General features: G+C 70.0%; 13 protein-coding genes and 2 pseudogenes. 6 read left to right on the plus strand and 9 right to left on the minus strand.

From position 1 onward, the window contains the following. Positions 1 to 27: 27 nt before the first annotated feature. A complete protein-coding gene (locus ACFYQ6_RS09730) occupies positions 28 to 2,442 on the minus strand; it encodes a glycoside hydrolase family 9 protein (RefSeq protein WP_388762105.1) in 2,415 nt (804 codons plus the stop codon). A 743-nt stretch (positions 2,443 to 3,185) separates the two neighbouring features. After that, a pseudogene (locus ACFYQ6_RS09735) lies at positions 3,186 to 4,378 on the minus strand (sensor histidine kinase); the annotation flags it as partial. Between the two features lie 57 nt (positions 4,379 to 4,435). On the opposite strand from ACFYQ6_RS09735, the gene ACFYQ6_RS09740 reads away from it, so the two are divergent. From ACFYQ6_RS09740 to fdhF, 5 genes are all read left to right on the plus strand, one after another. Next, positions 4,436 to 4,759, plus strand: coding sequence for an FMN-binding protein (locus ACFYQ6_RS09740; RefSeq protein ID WP_388762108.1), 324 nt, complete (start codon positions 4,436 to 4,438; stop codon positions 4,757 to 4,759). A 105-nt stretch (positions 4,760 to 4,864) separates the two neighbouring features. Next, the gene (locus ACFYQ6_RS09745; RefSeq protein WP_388762111.1) at positions 4,865 to 5,518 is read left to right on the plus strand and encodes an FAD:protein FMN transferase; all 654 of its coding nucleotides are present in this window, start codon (positions 4,865 to 4,867) and stop codon (positions 5,516 to 5,518) included. Positions 5,519 to 5,744: 226 nt separating this feature from the next. Next, positions 5,745 to 6,143, plus strand: coding sequence for a DUF302 domain-containing protein (locus tag ACFYQ6_RS09750; protein ID WP_388762114.1), 399 nt, complete (start codon positions 5,745 to 5,747; stop codon positions 6,141 to 6,143). A gap of 123 nt (positions 6,144 to 6,266) precedes the next feature. Beyond that, positions 6,267 to 7,958 (plus strand): NAD(P)H-dependent oxidoreductase subunit E, encoded by a 1,692-nt coding sequence (locus ACFYQ6_RS09755; RefSeq protein ID WP_388762117.1) that lies wholly within the window; start codon positions 6,267 to 6,269, stop codon positions 7,956 to 7,958. After that, positions 7,955 to 10,642, plus strand: a complete 2,688-nt coding sequence (gene fdhF / locus ACFYQ6_RS09760) for a formate dehydrogenase subunit alpha (protein WP_388762120.1) — start codon at positions 7,955 to 7,957, stop codon at positions 10,640 to 10,642. The genes ACFYQ6_RS09755 and fdhF overlap by 4 nt, the downstream gene beginning before the upstream one ends. A gap of 100 nt (positions 10,643 to 10,742) precedes the next feature. Here fdhF and ACFYQ6_RS09765 read toward each other — a convergent pair whose 3' ends face one another. The 7 genes from ACFYQ6_RS09765 to ACFYQ6_RS09795 form a co-directional block, all read right to left on the minus strand. Further along, on the minus strand, positions 10,743 to 11,414 hold the full coding sequence (locus tag ACFYQ6_RS09765; protein ID WP_388762123.1) for a CBS domain-containing protein: 672 nt from the start codon (positions 11,412 to 11,414) through the stop codon (positions 10,743 to 10,745). Beyond that, positions 11,414 to 11,683, minus strand: coding sequence for a phosphopantetheine-binding protein (locus tag ACFYQ6_RS09770; protein ID WP_361577177.1), 270 nt, complete (start codon positions 11,681 to 11,683; stop codon positions 11,414 to 11,416). Before ACFYQ6_RS09770 ends, ACFYQ6_RS09765 begins: the two co-directional genes overlap by 1 nt. Then, positions 11,680 to 13,029 carry a dihydrolipoamide acetyltransferase family protein gene (locus tag ACFYQ6_RS09775; RefSeq protein WP_388762126.1) on the minus strand — a complete coding sequence of 450 codons (1,350 nt, stop codon included), beginning with the start codon at positions 13,027 to 13,029 and terminating at the stop codon, positions 11,680 to 11,682. The genes ACFYQ6_RS09770 and ACFYQ6_RS09775 overlap by 4 nt, the downstream gene beginning before the upstream one ends. Before the next feature lies 1 nt (position 13,030). After that, positions 13,031 to 14,038 carry an alpha-ketoacid dehydrogenase subunit beta gene (locus ACFYQ6_RS09780; protein ID WP_388762129.1) on the minus strand — a complete coding sequence of 336 codons (1,008 nt, stop codon included), beginning with the start codon at positions 14,036 to 14,038 and terminating at the stop codon, positions 13,031 to 13,033. After that, a complete protein-coding gene (pdhA, locus tag ACFYQ6_RS09785; protein ID WP_388762132.1) occupies positions 14,035 to 14,970 on the minus strand; it encodes a pyruvate dehydrogenase (acetyl-transferring) E1 component subunit alpha in 936 nt (311 codons plus the stop codon). Before pdhA ends, ACFYQ6_RS09780 begins: the two co-directional genes overlap by 4 nt. A 95-nt stretch (positions 14,971 to 15,065) precedes the next feature. Continuing rightward, complete coding sequence (gene acsA / locus ACFYQ6_RS09790) at positions 15,066 to 16,874, minus strand: acetate--CoA ligase (RefSeq protein WP_388762135.1); 1,809 nt, start codon at positions 16,872 to 16,874, stop codon at positions 15,066 to 15,068. Continuing rightward, complete coding sequence (locus ACFYQ6_RS09795; protein WP_361577192.1) at positions 16,871 to 17,548, minus strand: CBS domain-containing protein; 678 nt, start codon at positions 17,546 to 17,548, stop codon at positions 16,871 to 16,873. The genes acsA and ACFYQ6_RS09795 overlap by 4 nt, the downstream gene beginning before the upstream one ends. A gap of 225 nt (positions 17,549 to 17,773) precedes the next feature. On the opposite strand from ACFYQ6_RS09795, the pseudogene ACFYQ6_RS09800 reads away from it, so the two are divergent. After that, positions 17,774 to 17,953: pseudogene (locus tag ACFYQ6_RS09800) on the plus strand (DUF1918 domain-containing protein); the annotation flags it as partial. Positions 17,954 to 18,054: the final 101 nt, after the last annotated feature.

Below are 18,054 nucleotides of genomic sequence, written 5' to 3' on the forward strand. Positions count from 1 at the left end.
GGCCTCCGCCCCGCACGATTCCGGCGGTCAGGAGCAGCTGACGCCGTTCAGGGCGAACCCGGTGGGCGCGGAACCGGGTGCCCCCGATCCCTGGAAGCCGAACGAGGCCGAAGCGCCGGGCGGGACCTTCCCGTTGTGACCGGCGTCGGTGGCGGTCACGACAGCTCCGGACTGGGTGGCGGTGGCGTTCCAGGCGCCGGCCACCTTCTCGGAACCGCTGAAGGTCCAGTTGAGGCGCCAGCCGTCCACAGCTGTGCTGCCGGTGTTCTTGACGGTCACGTCGGCGGTGAACCCGCTGCCCCACGACGAGCCGACCTTGTAGGTCACCGAGCAGGCGGCACCGGCGGACGGAGTCGCAGTCGGCGTAGGCGTCGGAGTGGGGGTCGGGGTCGGAGTGGGAGTCGGGGTCGGAGTCGGGGTCGGTGAGGGGGACTCACCTGGATCGCCGTCGGGCAGCTCACCCCACTGCTGTGACGTTCCGTCCAGCAGCACCAGCCTCGGCGCGTCCACCGGGGTGGATCCCGGCGTCGTCGGCAGGCCCGCGTACGACCAGTCGTTCGACGGGTCCCAGGCGCCCGAGGAGGCGACCCGGAACTGCACCTCCTTGCGGTAGGCCGACTGACCGGCCGGGGCGATCACGGTGTTCGAGCAGTCCACGCTGATGTAATGGACGTTCCCCTCGTACTGCTTGGCGCCGGAGGCCGTGCCGCACTGGTTGTAGTTGGTGGTCACCGTGATGTCCGCCGGTGAGACGCCAGGCTCCAGGGTGAAGTAGTAGCGCAGCGAGGCCTTGGCCAGCGGCCTGGCCGGCCAGGCCGACTTGTTGACCAGGTACGCCTTGATCTCGGTGAAGTTCGCCCCGGACGCGTTCACCGACGCCTGGGTCAGTACCTCGGGCCCGTCCGGTGTCTCGGCCCGGGGGAACGAGGCGAGCGGGGCACCGCCGTACTCGGCGTACAGCCGGGCGAGGGCACCGGTGAAGGCGGCGTTGTAGTCGGTGGCGACCTCATTGTTGACGTAGTTCTGCCGGTCGTCGGTGTAGGAGTCGTCTGCCGCGCCCGGCCCGCCGACGAGTGCGCCGTACAGGACATGGCGGGTCTCGACGGGATTGGTCATCTGGTCGGTCCACGACCCGTGCGCGGTCCGGTGGTGGGGCTTGGTGGGCGGGGTGGCGCCGAATCCGACGACATAGCTGGCCTTGCGCGGGTTGTCCCCGAGGGCGTAGTTGATCTGGCGTACCGCGAAGTCGTGGTAGCGGGCCTTGCGGGTCGCGTCACCGGAGAGCCAGTCGCTGTAGGAGAGCGCGGCGAAGGCCGTGTTCGCCGCGTAACGCAGTGATCCCCACGAGTCCAGCACGGCCTGGCCGCCGGGGGAGTACGCCACCTTGGCGCCGTTCACCCCGGTCGTCCACCAGTCGAGCCAGCGGTTGGAGTCGTCGATGTACCTCTGCTTCCCGGTGAGCTTGGCGAGCATCACGTACGAGCCGTACGAGGTGTCGTCCCAGGAGAGCGTCCACCGGTAGGAGCGTGTGGAGGTCTGCGGCTCCGTCGACAGGCCGTCGTAGTACGCCTCCGCCTTGGCCAGGTAGGAGGCGTCACCCGTGGCCTTGTGGAGCCAGATCGCGCCCCACACCAGCTCGTCCTGGTAGCCGCTCCAGGAGTTGTAGTACGACTTCGCGTCGGTGATGCAGTCGCTGTACTTGCCGCGGTAGGTGTCGGCGAACGAGTAGAGCTGCTTCGCGTGGGTGAGGAGCTTCGCCGCGTACGCCGGGTCGTCGTCGGCGAAGAGCATCGAGGAGGACGCCATCGCGGCGGCCGTCTGCCCGGCGAGGTCGGTGCCGGGGCACGAGGCGTCGATCTTGTACGCGGGCCGGGCCATGGACATCACTTCGGCGGGGCCCCACCACTTATGGTCGTCGCCGCCGTTGCCGACCTGCCCGTAGAGCACGTTGGCGGCGGGGTGGGCCTTGACGAAGTAGTCGTTGACGAAGCGCAGGTTGTCCTTCAGGCGAGCCAGCTGCCCGGACGCGGCGTAGGCGTCCTTCTGCTCGATACCGCCCCAGGCGAGGACCGTGGCGCTGTAGGCCATCGGCAGGCCGAACTTCACGTGGTCGCCGGCGTCGTACCAGCCGCCGGTCAGATCGAGCCCGGCGTCCTTGCCGTCGTCCATGCCGGAGTCGCCGCGCCAGGAGACACGGTTGTCCCCGGGAAGCTTGCCCGAGCGCTGGGCCTCGTAGAAGAACAGTGACTTCTGCAGGGCCTCGCCGTAGGCGAACGCCGGGGCTGCCTGGGCCGGGGTGGCGGCCAGAGGCATGAAGCCGGCGGCGAGCAGCGCGGCCACGCCGGCGAGGGTGACGCCCAGGCGGGAGCGGGCGGTGGTGCTCGGCGGAGAGTGGCGGAACATCGATCTGTGGAACGCGCGGGGAAGGGAGGGCAGTCGCAACGGATCGTCCTTCGGTGCGGCGGGCGGCGTGTGGTGCCCGTGGTCGTACCGGACCGGCTAATGACATGCCGGACCGGGCCGACGGGGCGGTGGTGCGGCTCGTGCGGAAGTGCGGTGTGCGCGGATGCTGAACGGTGCAGATGTGCGGCTCGTGCGACGGGCCGGTGCGGGGTGACACCGGCCCACGCGGAAGCGTCGGCAGCCCGCAGCGACGTCCGGCGCGACGGGCGTGGGAGCGCTTCCACGGACGTGCTCATGAAGCCAGCGCGGGGCCCGCCCTGTCAACGGGGCGCGTAGCGAGAGGGGGGAACTGCCCGGGCAGGGCGCGGCCTCCCGGGCTCTGCACCAGGCCGGATGGACCAGCACGGCCACGGTGCTCGACGTCCAGCATCCCGCCGACGACGTGGTCGTCGTCCTGCTTGCCCTGCTCGCCCTGGGCGGAATCGACCCACCGCCCCGGCACTGGTGTGGGAGGCGCGCTACAAACGGCGCATCGCCATGTCCCGCCGCCGTGCCCCGTCCGGCGACGGCATCCGACACCTGGCGAAGGGGCACCACACGGTGCCCGCCGTCCCACATCTGGGCCAGCTCGATGCGGGACCGGGCGGTGATGAGCGCGGTGTCTGCATCTGTACGGGCCCTCAGGTCGTTCCGGTCGGTCGGCACCGCGCGTCAGCGGCCCGACCTGTGCCGAGGCCGATCGACCACGACACACGCACCGGGAGCGTGCACATCGTCGATCGTCAGGCGGGGAGTACGAGGAGGAAGGAGGTGCGCCCGGGGTCGCTCGTGACGGAGACGGTTCCGCCGTGCGCGGTGATGACGGCTTTGACGATCGCAAGGCCGAGTCCGGTACTGCCGGTGTTGCGGGACCGTGCGTGGTCGGCACGCACGAAGCGGCCGAAGACCTCGTCCTGCAGTTCGTCGGGGATACCCGGCCCGTTGTCACTCACCTCCACGTGGACCTGGGTGCGATCGGCGGTGAGGGTGATGGTCACATCGGTGCCGGGCGGTGTGTGGGTCCGGGCGTTGGCGAGCAGATTGCTGATGGCCTGCTGAAGTCGGTGGGCGTCCCCCTCACGGTGACCGGTTCCTCGGGAAGGTCCAGAAACCAGTGGTGCTGCGGGCCTGCTGCACGTGCGTCGTCCGTCGCGTCGAGGATCAGCAGGGTCAGGTCGACCGTTTCGTGTTCGAGAGGGCGCCCGGCGTCCAGCCGTGCAAGCAGGAGCAAATCGTCGACGAGACGTGTCATGCGCCGTGATTCCACGTCGATGCGTTCAAGGGCGTGCCGCACCTCGTCGGGGTGGGGCTCGTGCCGGCGCAGGGCGAGCTCGCAGTGGCCGCGGATATTGGCGACGGGGGTGCGCAGTTCATGACTGGCGTCGGCGGCGAAGTGCCGCAGCCGTTCTTCGCTGGCCTGCCGCCGGACGAGGGCGTCCTCCACATGTTCCAGGATGTGGTTGACTGCTTGGCCGACCTGGCCGACTTCGGTGCGCGGATCTGTGTGGGGAAGGGGCCCTGGCATGACGATCTCGCCGCTGGCGAGAGGCAGGTCGGCGACCTCTGCGGCCTGGGCGGTGACCAGCCTGAGAGGACGTAGAGAGACGCGCACCCACAGGGCCCCGGCGATACCGGTGACCACCAGCGCGGCGCCGAAGAGCGCGGCCTCCACGGCCAGGAGACGGTGCACCGTCTCCTCCACCGGGTGCAGAGGCAGCCCTGTGATCAGAATGTCCTGGTCGTCGCCCCTGACCGCCATGACGCGGTACCGGCCCGGAACCGCGGAGAGGCGGATGCTGTGGCCGTCCCCGTCCACGGGGATCCGCGTCAGCGTGCGGCGATCCCCGGCACTGAGCGCGAGGGGTCGGGCGGTGGTGTCGTCGACCACGGCGGCCTCGGTGACGACGTCGTCGAGAAGCCGGGCGCCGAACGTGTCCTCGCACTCAAACCGCACCAGCTCCCAAGCCCCGACACGCCGGCCGCCCGTTCTCCCGTGCCCTCGCACACCTCTACGGGCCCCTCCACCGGAACGTCCGCCGGCACGGGCACGTACACCGGGGATCCCGTCGACACCCGGTACGGGACCGTGCAGGTCGCCGTCACCGTCACCGACGGGAGGATCACAGCGGTCAAGGTCATCCAGGCACCGGACCAGAACGGCCGTGACCAGCAGATCTCCTCACGGGCCCTGCCACAGCTCACCCAGGAGGCGATCAAGGCCCAGAGTGCCCACATCGACGCGGTCTCCGGCGCCAGCTACACGAGCCAGGGGTACGCGCAGTCCCTCCAGAGCGCCCTGGACCAGGCCCATGTCTGACATCACCGCCGGGCTCCGTCACGTCGAACACGTCATGGGCAGCGTCTCTCCTTCGACATCCGGGACGAGCCCACCCCTGCTGTCCGCCGTGCGCTCCACGAGGCGGTGAACCACCTCCACCGGATCGACGAAGTGTTCTCCACCTACCGCCCCGACAGCTGCATCAGCCGCCTCGGCCGTGGCGAGATCCGACGCGAGGACTGCCCGCCCGAAGTCCTCGAAGTCCTTTTCCTGTGCGCACACGCCGCGCGCGTCAGCGACGGCTGGTTCAGCATTCTCCCCGAGGGCACCCTGGATCCCTCGGGTCTCGTGAAGGGCTGGGCCATCGAGGCGGCGTCCCGCATCCTCCACGAGGCCGGCGCGCACGACACCTGCGTCAACGGAGGCGGGGACATCCAGATCCGCGGCCGGGCCACCCCCGCCACGCCCTGGCGTGTCGGAGTCGCGCACCCACTGCACCCCGGCGAACTGGTCACCGTCGTCACCGCCCACGACGACCTGGCGGTCGCGACCTCCGGCACCGCCGAGCGTGGCGCCCACATCTTCGATCCGTTCACCGGCAGACCCGCTACCGCGTTCGCCTCACTCACCCTCGTGGGACCGCGTCTGACACTCACCGACACCTACGCCACCGCCGCGTTCGCGATGGGCGACGGCGCACGGGGCTGGCTGGAGGGCCTGCACGGATACGAGGCACTTGCGGTCACACCCGACGGCGGAGAATGGCGCACGACGGGCTTCCACCGGTACGGCTCGTGAGCGCGCCGACAGCCCGAGACGTTGAGGGAGCCGCAGGAGCACAGGGGGACGGCCCGCAGGGATCGGGGCGGTGCGGAGCGTCGTCCCGCGGGCGACGCCCGCTGTGGGTACCGTTCCCATCCTGACGCCAGGGCCTCCGTGGCACGTCCCGGGAGCCCCGCCGCCGTCATCCGCGTGCTGTGCCCGCCGGAGGCACCGGCAGGACGAGAGAACGAGGTGGGAGACCATGCCCTACGGCCGCACCGTCCAGCTGCACACGGGGTTCGAGGAGGCCGTACAGGCCGTTCGGCGCGCCCTGGCCGAGCAGGGGTTCGGCGTCCTGACCGAGATCGACGTCCAGGCCACCCTCAGGACCAAGCTTGGCCATGACATGGAGCCCTACCTGATCCTCGGAGCCTGCAACCCTGCCCTGGCCCACCGGGCGCTCGAGGCAGACCGTGCGGTCGGACTGCTCCTCCCGTGCAACGTCGTCGTCCGCGCCGCGGACAGCCGGGTGCTCGTCCAGGCGATCGACCCCGGCACCATGGTCACCCTCACAGAGCTCGACGCCATGGTGCCCGTCGCCGAGGAGGCGACCCGTCGTCTGGACAGTGCACTCGCCTACCTCCAGGAGACGTACGCGTGAAACCGGCCGCACCGGTATCCGCTGCCAGGCCAGGACGCCGCGTCCGGCAGTGACACGGAACAGGACAGGAGAGGGCCCTTCGCTCAGCGTGCGCCCCGCCTGGCGTCGGGCCACCCTGAAACCATGGCAGAGCAGCACGGTCACACGCCGCACGAGCAGGCGGACGCGGCCCGCGCGCTCGCGGCGCGCCGCGGCCGACGCGGGGGACTGCTCCCCGCGGCCCTGAGCAGGGCCAGAGCCGGGACACCCGCCGACCCCGCGCAGTGGGCGCCCCGGGTCGGCCGTGCCCTGGGACTGCCGGCAGCCGCAGGGCTCGGACCCGCCACCTACTTCGCCGACCTCGCAGCCCCTCACGGGGAACGGCACGTCCGCGTGTGCACCGCGACCGCCTGCTTCGCCACGCGGGGAGGCCGCCACCTCGGTGAGGTCGAACACGAACTCGGCGTCTCGGCGAACGAGGCCGATCCGGACGGCGGGACCTCGCTGCAGACGGTCCGCTGCCTCGGCTACTGCTACGCGGGACCCGCGGCACTGGACGGCACGGGCCCCCGCACCGGAACCGACCTTGCGGACCAGCTGGCGGGAAGGACACCGCCCCGGGCGCCCGCCATCCCCGTGGCTGATGCCACCGGCGACCCGGTGCTGCTTTCCGGGATCGTGGCAGGCCGGCCGTCATGGGACACCTGGCAGCGGACGTTCGCCCGGCTGAGCCCGGAAGACGTGCGGCGCGAAGTCGAAGCGTCCGGACTGCGCGGACGCGGCGGCGCCGGATTTCCCGTCGCCGCCAAGTGGGCCGCGACCGGCGCTCGACCCGACACCGTGGTCGTCGCCAACGGGGACGAGGGAGACCCCGGTTCCTACGCGGACAGACTGCTCATGGAGGAGGACCCCGACCGGGTACTCGAAGGGCTGGCGCTCGCCTGCTTCGCCTGCGGCGCCCGCCGGGGCGTCGTGCTGGTGCGCTCGGAGTACCCCGCGGCGTTGACCCGCATGCGGCGGGCACTGGCACGCGCGGTGGCAGACGGCCACCTCGCCGGCGCCGTGGGCACGGGGGACGCGCGGCCGGCCGTGGAGATCGTCGAAGGAGGGGGCTCGTACGTCGCAGGCGAGGAGACCGCGCTCATCGCCCGCCTCGAAGGGGCCCGAGGGTGCGCCCGTCCCCGGCCCCCGTACCCGACCGACCGCGGACTGTGGGGGACACCCACCGTGGTCAACAACGTGGAGACGCTGGCGTCGGTGCCGTGGATCGTGCAGAACGGCGGTGCGCACTACGCCCGGCACGGTACCTCGGAGGAATCCGGGACCAAGCTGGTCTGCCTCTCCGAACGGTTCGCCCGTCCCGGCGCGTTCGAGGTACAGCTCGGCACCCCCGTACGACGCATCGTCGACGAGCTCGGCGGAGGGCTCAGGAGCGGTGGCCCGGTCGTCCTGCAGGTCGGCGGTCCGCTCGGAGGCTTCCTCACCGACGCCGACCTGGACGTCCCCCTGACGTCGGAGGCACTGGCCGCCCGTGGCGCCGCACTCGGGCACGCCGGAATGGTCGCGTTCGACGCACAGACGGATCCGGTCGAACTGATGCGGCACATCTGGGAGTTCGCCGCTCTGGAGAGCTGCGGTGCCTGCTCGCCCTGCCGGGTGGGGACACGCAGAGGGCTGGAGATGGCCGCTGCGCGCATCCCACCCGGCCCGTCGTACGAGAGCCTCGCGAGGCTCATGGGCGAGGGGAGCATGTGCGCGTTCGGGCGGCGGGTGCCCGCGGCCGTCCGCAGCCTTGCACGCGCCTACGGGCGGGAACTGACGGGCTGGGACCGATGACCCGGCTGTGGGTGGACGGCCTGCCCGTGGAAGTCGGCGAAGGTGCGTCCCTGCTCGACGCGGTCCGCGCGGTGGGAACGGAACTGCCCACGCTCTGCCATGACGACCGCCTCCGGCCGGCAGGCTCCTGCAGGACCTGCCTGGTCCGTGCGGACGGCCGGATCACGGCGGCCTGCGTGACCCCCGCCGCACCCGGCACGAACGTCACCACCGCACAGGAAGACCTGCGCGGCCTGCGCCGTGACGCCGTCGAACTCATCGCCTCCGCCCTTCCGCCGCACGCCCTCGCTGCCGGACGCCGTAGCGAACTCGCCGAGACCTGTCGCACGCTGGGTATCACCCCGAGGACGGCGGCCCCGAGGACGTCCGACAACCGTGACGACAGCCATCCGTACATCGAGCTCGACCGGGATCTGTGTATCGCCTGCGGCCGCTGTGTACGGATGTGCGACGACGTGCAGGGGACCTTCGCGCTCACCCTCACGGGCCGTGGTGCCGACACCGTCGTCGCGCCCGGAACGGGCGGACCGTGGGCACAGTCGGACTGCGTGGCCTGCGGAGGCTGCGTCGACACCTGTCCGACCGGAGCCATCACGCACCCCGGACCGGGCCGTGGCATCACCACCGCGCAGCCCCAGCCGGAGCAGGTGCGCACCACGTGCGGCTACTGCGGTGTCGGCTGCGCCCTCGATGTCGTCGTCAGCGAGAACCAGGTGTCAGCGGTCCTGCCCGCCCTCGACGGCCCCGTCAACCAGGGCCACGCGTGCGTCAAGGGCCGTTTCTCCCACGGCTACCTGACCTCGACGGAACGCCTTGCGCACCCCTTGGTCCGGAAGAACGGCAGCCTCGAACCGGTCGGCTGGGAAGAGGCTCTGGCCCGAGTCGCGGACGGACTGCGCGACGCCGTGGCGGCGGGCGGCCCCGATGCCGTGGCCGCGATCTCCTCGGCCAGGGCCACCAACGAGGAGAACTACCTCGTCCAGAAGTTCCTGCGCACGGTCGTGGGGACGAACAACGTCGACAACTGCTCCCGGCTCTGCCACGCCCCGTCGGCAGCAGGCCTCTCCGCAGCGTTCGGACGGGCCGGAGGCACCGATTCGTTCGACGACGTGGAGAAGGCGGACTGCCTCCTGGTCGTCGGGGCCAACCCGGTCGAAGCCCACCCCGTCGTCGGGGCCCGTCTGCTCCAACAGGCGCTGCGCGGGGCTTCGCTGATCGTGGCCGATCCCAGAAAGGTGGGCCTCGCCCACGAGGCGGACGTCCACCTCAGGCCCCGGCCGGGCACCAACGTCGCGCTCTTCAACGGTCTCGCGCACGTGCTGGTCGCCGAGGGCTTGACCGACCCCGACTTCCTGCGTGACCGTGCCGCGGGCCTCGACGAACTGGTCGAACTGCTGGCCCAGTACCCGCCCGCACGAACCGCTGAGCTGACCGGTGTAGCCGCCGAGGACGTGACGGCCGCGGCCCGCCTCTACGGCAGGGCGCGGCGGCCCGCCATCGTGTACGGGCTCGGGGTCACCGAGCACCTGCACGGCACGGACGGCGTCCGCACCCTGGCCAATCTGGCCATCCTGCGCGGTGCCGTCGGGGACACCGGCCGCGGATACGGCATCACCCCCCTTCGCGGCCAGAACAACGTTCAGGGCGCCTCCGACATGGGCGCGCTGCCGGACATGCTCCCCGGCTACGGCCGGATCACCGACCCTGAGACGCGAGCACGGGCCGAGACCGTATGGGGACGCCCGCTGCCGGCACAGGCCGGCCTGCGCATCCCCGAGATGTTCGACGCCGCGAGACGGGGCACGCTTCGCGCCCTCTGGATCATCGGTGAGGACGTCTGCGCCACCGACCCGAACAGTCGTCAGGTCGCCGACGCCCTCGACGCCTGCCCCCTGGTCGTCGTGAACGAACTCTTCCTCAGCGAGACCGCGCGGCACGCGGACGTCGTCCTGCCCGTCGCCTCATGGCTGGAGAAGGACGGTACGTTCGTGAACTTCGACCGCCGCTTCCAGCGCGTGCGCACCGCCGTGCGACCGCCCGCGGCAGCACGCACCGACTTCGACGTCGTGCATGCCGTAGCCGCCGCCATGGGAGCGGACCTGGGCTGCCCCACACCGGCCGAGACGCTTGCCGAGTGCGGGCGGGTAGCCCCCGTCTTCGCAGGCATCTCCCACGAACGGCTCGACAGGGAAGGAGCCGTGGCCTGGCCGTGCCCCGCACCCGACCTGCCCGGTGAGGCAACCCTCTACACCGACGCCTTCAGCACTCCCGACGGCAGGGCGCAGCTCTCCGCAGCCCCGTACCTGCCGCCGGGGGAGACTCCCGACGCCGCGTACCCCCTGCTTCTCGTCACCGGCCGTCGCTGGGCCCACTACAACTCCGGCAGCATGACCAGACGCGGCGGAAACCTGCGCCTCGAAGCGAGCGACCACATCGATCTCCACCCGCTCGACGCCGCACGACTCGGCGTCGGTGACGGGACCGAGGTGACCGTCGAGAGCCGCCACGGCACGGCCCGCCTGGTCGCTCGGCTGAGTGACGAACTGTCCCCCGGACAGGTCTTCTGCGCTTTTCACTTCCCGGAGAGCGGCGTCAACGCCCTGACGTCCGACCACGCGGACACCGTCACGGACTGCCCCGAGTACAAGGTCACCGCGGTCAGACTGACACCCGGGGCGGTGTGACCCGGGCGTCGCGCCGCCGGCGAGTCGGCGGACCGCCCGGCCGGAGGGGCTGCCGCGCCCCGGACACGCGGTCCCGCGCCGTCCGCGACGGCCCGCCTCATCACGGGGATTCTTCCTTCCGGGTGTCGTCGGCCGCGTATGCCAGGTGGGTGGTGACGGAGACGACGCCGTCGACCGCGCCGCACATGTGCTCCAGCGCCGGGAGTATGCCTTTGAACGGCAGAGTGCCGCCGAGCTCGACCTGTCCGTCGTGCACACCGACACGGATCGACGCGGGATCCAGGCGCAGCGTGCCGGTCAGGACATCTTGCTCGATCTCCTGCCGGATGTCCTCGTCCGCACGCAGGAAGACCTTCAGTAGGTCCCCGCGGCTCACGACGCCCACCACCCGGTCCTCGCTGTCGACGACGACGAGCCGTCGCACACCCTGCACCTCCATCAGCCGCGCGGCCTCGACGAACGTCCACCCGGGCCTGGCGCACACCGCAGGCGCGGACATCAACTCCTCGGCACGTACGCCCTCCGCCCTCGCCCGCTGCCACGCCTCCGGATCCGGTACGGCCGGCAGGCCCGCAGGATCGGCGCGGTCCGTCGTCTTACGCAGGAGATCCGCTTCGGAGACGACCCCGAGGACACGTCCACCGTCGTCGACCACGGGAACGGCAGCCACCCGGCTCTCGGAAAGGGCACGCACCACGTCCTTGAACGGTGTGTCGCGGTGGACGCTCACCACCTTCCGACTCATCAGCCCGTCGATCCTGCGATGGTGCATCACCGGCTTCTCCTTCCGTGCACGACGTACTCCCGCGATTCGAGAAGGCGGGCGCAGCCACTCCACGTGACCAGGGAGGGATAGTCGTTCTCCGTGAGCTCCCTGCCGCTGAGGCGGGCCAGCGCCTCGACGAACTCGAGGAAATCGAGTGAGTCCATCTCGAACGTGTCGCGGAGATTCGCCTCCGGAGCCACGCCCGTGAAGTCGGCGCCGGGAACGACGTGCTGGACGGCTTCCTGCACGAATCCGCGTGCCTGGTCGTGATTCATAGCTCCTCCGGTCGTTGCAGGAGACGGTCGAGGCAGTTGAGGAACCGCGCGCCCGTGGCGCCGTCGGCTGCCCGGTGGTCCAGGGACAGCGTCGCCGTCAGCGTCGGCCGCACACCGAGCAGGCCGTTCACGGCGGCTGGGCGGTCGACGACGCGGCCGAGCCCTACCAGAGCGACCTGAGGCGGATAGATCACACCGAACACGCACTCGACACCCTGATCGCCCAAGCTGGTGACGGTGATGCTGGGATCTGCCGTCTCCGAGGCACGCAGACGCCCCTTGCGCGCCCTCGACACGAGATCCTTCAACGAAGCCATGACCTCGGCCAGGGGCCGGTGCTCGGCGTCGGCGAGCGCGGGGACCACGAGCCCGCCCTGCCGGAGGGAGACCGCGACACCGAGACGGACCTTGCGGGCAGGGACGAACGTGTCGTCCACCCAGTGCCCGTTGAGCTCAGGGACCTCTCGTGCCGCACAGGCCACAGCCTTCAGCATGAGCGCAGCGGGTATCAGCCGTTCGGACAGCGGCAGAGTGGTGTTGCGGTCGCGCATCCAGTCCAGCGCTGTCCCCATGTCGATGGTCGTGGACAGGTAGAAATGAGGGATCTCGCGCTTGGAACGGGCCATCAGGCGGGCTGTCGCCGTACGGCCCGCACCCTTCCGTCCGTCCGCCACCGCCGGACGCGCCGGCTTCTGTGCGTAAGACACGGACGGCGTCCGTACGGACGGTGGTTCGGACGCCTCCCGCACATCCGCGGCACGGACGGTGCCGTTGCGCCCACTGCCGGAGACCTTCGTGAGATCGATCCCGGACTCCGCTGCCAGCCTGCGCGCGAGAGGCGACGCTCTCGTCCGTCCCTCCGAGGACACCGGGCTCGCAGCGGTGCCGGCCGCCCGGACGATGTCCGCACGGGTGATCCGTCCGCCCGCACCAGAACCGTGGAGCCGTGTCACATCGACGTGCTCCCTCTCGGCCAGGTGACGGACCAGGGGTGTGACGAAGCTGTCCGTCGGCGCGGTCGTCCGGTGAGGCGGTTCGGGAGACTGCTTCGGCACAGCAGGAGGGGGAGGGGCCTTCTGTCCGGAGCGCCCACCGGCCGGCTTCTCGCGATCACCCGTCCCGATCAGTGCCAGCGCAGTTCCGACAGCCACGGTCGTGCCCTCCGGGACGAGCAGGGAATCGACGGTTCCAGTGTGGAAGCACTCCACCTCGATGGCCGACTTGGACGTCTCGACGACGGCCACGACATCACCCCGGGAAACGTGGTCCCCGGGACGGACCAGCCACTGGGACAGCGTCCCCTCGTCCATGTCCGCCCCCAGCGACGGCATCGTGAACTCGGGCATCTCAGCTCACCACCCGGCGTGCCGCAGCCACGATCCCCGGCACCTGTGGCAGCGCGGCCTCCTCCATCTGCCTGGCGTACGGGATCGGGACCTCCGCGCTGCAGACCCGCTCCACGGGCGCGTCCAGGTCGAAGAACGCCTGCTCCGTGATCCGGGCGGAGATCTCGGAGGACAGCCCTCCGCTGCGCCAGCCCTCGTCGACCACCACGGCCCGGTGGGTCCGCCGGACCGAGCCGATGATGGCGGCATCGTCCAGCGGACGCAGAGAACGCAGGTCGACCACCTCGGCGCTGATGCCGTCCCCGGCCAGCTCCTCCGCTGCGGCGAGGGCCTTCGACAGACACCCGCCGTACGCGATCACCGTGAGGTCCGTGCCCTCGCGCGGCACCGCCGCGTGATCCAGATCCACCGCGGGCACAGCGGGATCGAGATGTCCCTCCATGTTGTACAAAGTGCCGTGCTCGAAGATGAGGACCGGGTCGGGGTCCGCCAGGGCGGGGCCCAGGAGCAGGCGCGCATCCTTCAACGTCGCCGGCGCCAGGACCCGGATCCCGGGTATGTGCGCGTACCAGCCCTCCAGACTGTGCGAGTGCTGAGCCGCGAGCTGGCGTCCGGCACCCGTGGTCATCCGGATCACGAGCGGGACGTTGAGCTGGCCGCCCGACATGTGGCGAAGCGTGGCCGCGTTGTTGAGTATCTGGTCGAGGGCCAGCAGGCTGAAGTTGACGGTCATGATCTCGACGATCGGCCGCATCCCGGCGAGCGCCGCGCCGATTCCCGCGCCGACGAAGGCGGACTCGGACAGAGGGGTGTCGCGGACCCGATCCGGGCCGAATTCCTCGATCAGCCCCAGGCTGACGCCGAAGCAGCCCCCGTAGCGTCCCACGTCCTCACCCATCAGGAACACCCGGTCGTCCGCGGTGAGTGCTTCGCGCAGCGCGTCACGCAGAGCTTCCCGGAAAGTGGTGGCCCCGCTGTGCCTGTCGGCGTGATCGCCACCCGCCTTCATGATTCCTCCTCGTCCCGGCCCGTCACATGCTCCAGGAGGCTTTCCACCGGTTCCTGCGGCGCCTGCTCGGCGGCAGCGACCGCGGCCTCGATCTCCTCGGTGATCCCACGCTCCACCTTCTTCAGCCTGGCGGAGGTGAGCTGCCCGGAGGAACGCAGTGCCTCGGTCAGGCCGGTGACCGGATCGTGTCGCTTCCACTCCGCGATCTCGTCCTTGGGGCGGTACCGGTCCGGGTCGTACATCGAATGCGCGCGGAAGCGGTAGGTGCGTGCCTCCAGGAAATGCGGGCCGCCCCCCGCACGGATCGAGGTCACGGCACGGTGCGCGGCCTTCTCGACCGCGTGCACGTCCATCCCGTCGACGGCCCAGGCGGTCATCCCGTAGGACGCCGCCCGCATCGCGAGGTCCGTCTGGGCATGCTCCCGGGCGAGTGCCGTCCCCATCGCGTAGAGGTTGTTCTCACAGACGAACAGCACCGGGAGCTCCCACAGCGCCGCGAGGTTCGCCGTCTCGTGGAACTCACCCTCGGCGAAAGCCCCGTCCCCGAAGAAGCAGCAGGTGACCCGATCCCTGCTACGCATCCGGTCGGCCAGCGCCAGGCCGGCGGCCAACGGCAGGCCACCCGCGACGATCGCGTTGCCCCCGTAGAAACGTCTCCCGGAATCGAACAGGTGCATGGAGCCCCCACGCCCCTTGCTGCACCCTGTCACCCGGCCGTACATTTCCGCCATCACGGCCTCGGGTGGCACTCCCCGGGCCAGGGCGTGCCCGTGTTCCCGGTACGTCGACACCACCGCGTCCCGCTCGGTGAGGGCCTGGTGGACACCGACGGCCACGGCCTCCTCGCCTATGTACAGATGCACGAAGCCACGGATGGCCGCCGCACTGTAGAGCTCGACACAGCGTTCCTCGAAGCGGCGAATGAGCATCATGTCCCTCAGCAGGCGCCGGTCATGCGAGGCAGCGGAGTCCTTCGCCTTTGTTCGACGGCCCTGGTGCCCGGCAGTGGAGGTCTCGCCCGCGCTGTTCATCGCTGATCCTCGCTCTCCAAGGTCCTGCCGGGCGCCTGGCCGGAGGTCTGCAATGACGAGAGATCACCGCTGGGCAGGCCGAGTTCGCGGTCTCGCAGGAGCCGGCGCATCACCTTGCCGCTGCGTGTTCTCGGCAGATCCGGCTCGAACTCGATCTCCCTGGGAGCGACGGCCGGCCCCAGGCGTTTCCGGGCGAACGCGAGCAGTTCCCGGCGCAAGTCGTCTCCCGCCGTGTACTCGCCGCGCAACGAGACGAACGCCTTGACGACCGCACCGGCCACGGCGTCGGGCCGTCCGATGACCCCGGCCTCGGCGACCGCCGGGTGTTCCATCAGAGCGCTCTCCACCTCGAAGGGGCCGATCAGATGCCCGGCGGACTTGATCACGTCGTCGGAGCGGCCCACGAACCAGTACCAGCCGTCCGCGTCACGGGTGACCAGGTCTCCCGTCAGGTACCACCCGTCGGCGAAGCATGCGTCGTAGCGTCGCCGCTCATGCAGATAGCCGCAGAACATCGAAGGCCATCCCACCCGCAGTGCGAGTTCTCCCCGGACCCCCGGAGCTTCGGCGATCCGGACGTGCCCGTTCGTGACGGCGGCCCGGTCGTCGTCACCGCACTCCATCACAGCGGCCTCAACCCCGGGGAGGGGCCGCCCCATCGATCCGGGACGCACGGGGTCGGCGGCGAACCCGGCGATCATGATCGCGCCCGTTTCGGTCTGCCACCAGGTGTCGTGGACCGGTAGTCCCAGCGCCTTCTCGGCCCAGTGGACAGCCTCCGGATCGAGCGGCTCTCCCACACTGGCGACGAAGCGCAGGGCCGACAGGTCGTACTCCTCGCGCGGGGTGCCGGCGCCCCCACGAGGAGTGCTGCGCATCAGCATGCGCAAGGCCGTGGGCGCGGTGTACCAGACGGTCACCCGTTCCTCCGCGAGAACGCCGAACCAGCGACGCGGCTCGAAATCCCCGGCGTCCACCACGGTCGTGACCCCGAGTGTGAGCGGGCCGATGATGCCGTACGACATCCCCGTCACCCAGCCGGGATCGGCGGTGCACCAGAAGACGTCGCCCTCCCGCAGATCGAGCGCATAGGCCGCGGTCACCTGATGGGCGAGAACTGCCCCGTGCTTGTGCATGGCCCCCTTGGGGGACCCGGTGGTGCCACTGGTGAAGTGCAGCAGCGCCAAGTCCTCCGTGTCTGTCGTAGCGACGGTGAAGTCGGGGGACGCGGCTGCCATGAGCTTCGGGAGGGACGATGTGCCCTCAGGAAGGGGGCCGTCTCCGGGGTCGGTGATCAGGACGTGCCGCAGGTCGGGGAGCCGTGCACGGACAGGGGCCACTTTCCTGTCGTACAGAGCCCTCGTGGTGACAAGAACCCGCGCTTCCCCCAGGTCCATCCGCAGCCGCACCGGCTCGGGACCGAAAGCGGTGAACAGCGGGCACAGGACCCTGCCCGCGCGCAACGTGCCCAGCACGGTGGCATACAGCTCGGGGCAGCGGCCGAGCAGAGTGAACACGCTCTCGCCGCGCGCCACGTGCAGGGCGCCGAGGGTGTTCGCGAAGCGGGAGCTACGGTCCGCCAACTGCGCGAAGGTGAGAGTCGTGGTGGTTCCCTCCCGAGAGATGCAGCGCAGCGCCACATGCTCTCCGATGCCTTCGAGCAGATGCCGGTCGATCGCCTCGTAGCCGATGTTCACACCGCCGCCGGGCAGGCCCGCGAGCCGGGCGCGGGCCCGCTGCCAGCTGAAGGTGGCGCGGGCGCTGTCGTAGTCGGGCATGACCGGAGAAGCTGATGGAGACATCATCGCGGTGGCTCCACATCGAGGGACAGGTCGTCGTAGGTGTAGTCGATCGACTGGTGGAGCGACACCACCCCGTCGACGGACCGGCAGAGGCGTTCGAGGACCGGAATGCTGCTGCGTCCGTCGACTCTTCCGGTAAGTGTGACCACGCCGTCACGTACGCTCACATGAATTGCCTCAGGGGCGAGACGCATCGTGGTGCTCAGAACGTCGTGTTCGATTTCCTCCCGGATCGCTGAATCATGTCGGAGGAAAGGCCGCAGAAGATCACTGCGGCTGATGATCCCGACGAGTTGCCCCGTCTCGTCCGCCACAGGCAGCCTTTTCACGCCTTTGCTGTGCATCAAGCGGGCAGTTTCGACGAGATTCCAGCTGGGTTGCGCGGTGATCGCAGGCGCTGTCATCAGTTCCGCCGCAGTCTCCGCCTCGGGCAGAACACGATCTTGCGGCACCGGACGGGCACCCGTCCATCGGCCGGCCAGATCCGGAAGGGCGACGGTGCTCCGAAGGAGATCGGCCTCCGAAACCACTCCGAGCACTCGCCGAGCGGTGTCGATGACAGGTACCGCAGATATGTCGTGATCATGGAAGAGGCGGGCCACTTCCTTGAACGAGGTTGTGGGGCCCACAGTGACGACGTTGTGGGTCATGACTTCGAATACGGTGCGGTGCTGCATGGTCATCCTCCCGCCGGCATCCGGGCACTTATCACCGTCCTCCACGGGGCTCCCTGTCGGAAGTGCCGAATGGTCCCTTAACGGGCCTGTTCGCCTCACCCCGTGGCCGGGGTGGAAGAGGGAGAGTGGAAGGAGGAAGGACCGCACTCATTCCTGGGATGATGAGCGATCATGACAGAATCTCGAGCACGATCGAGGCGGGACAAGGCCGATACAAGAACTGGCCTGTGGGCTCGCATAGGCGACCGGCTGATCGTAGGTGGGGCTACTGTCGGTGACGAAGGGAGAGATGGGGAAATCATCGGGCTGCCACACGCGGACGGCAGCCCGCCTTACGAGGTGCGCTGGTCGGACACGGGTCGGGTCACACTGATTTTTCCGGGGCCCGACGCACACGTTCAGCACTTTGCCGGACGCACTTAGTCGTCTTGTCTGTGCTCGATGATTGAGCAGCGCTTTTCGATATCGAAGCAGTTTTTCGTCTCGTACAGGCCAGGAGAAAGCGC

Origin of the sequence: Streptomyces sp. NPDC005494, from assembly GCF_042872025.1 — a bacterium.
Taxonomy (GTDB): Bacteria; Actinomycetota; Actinomycetes; order Streptomycetales; family Streptomycetaceae; genus Streptomyces.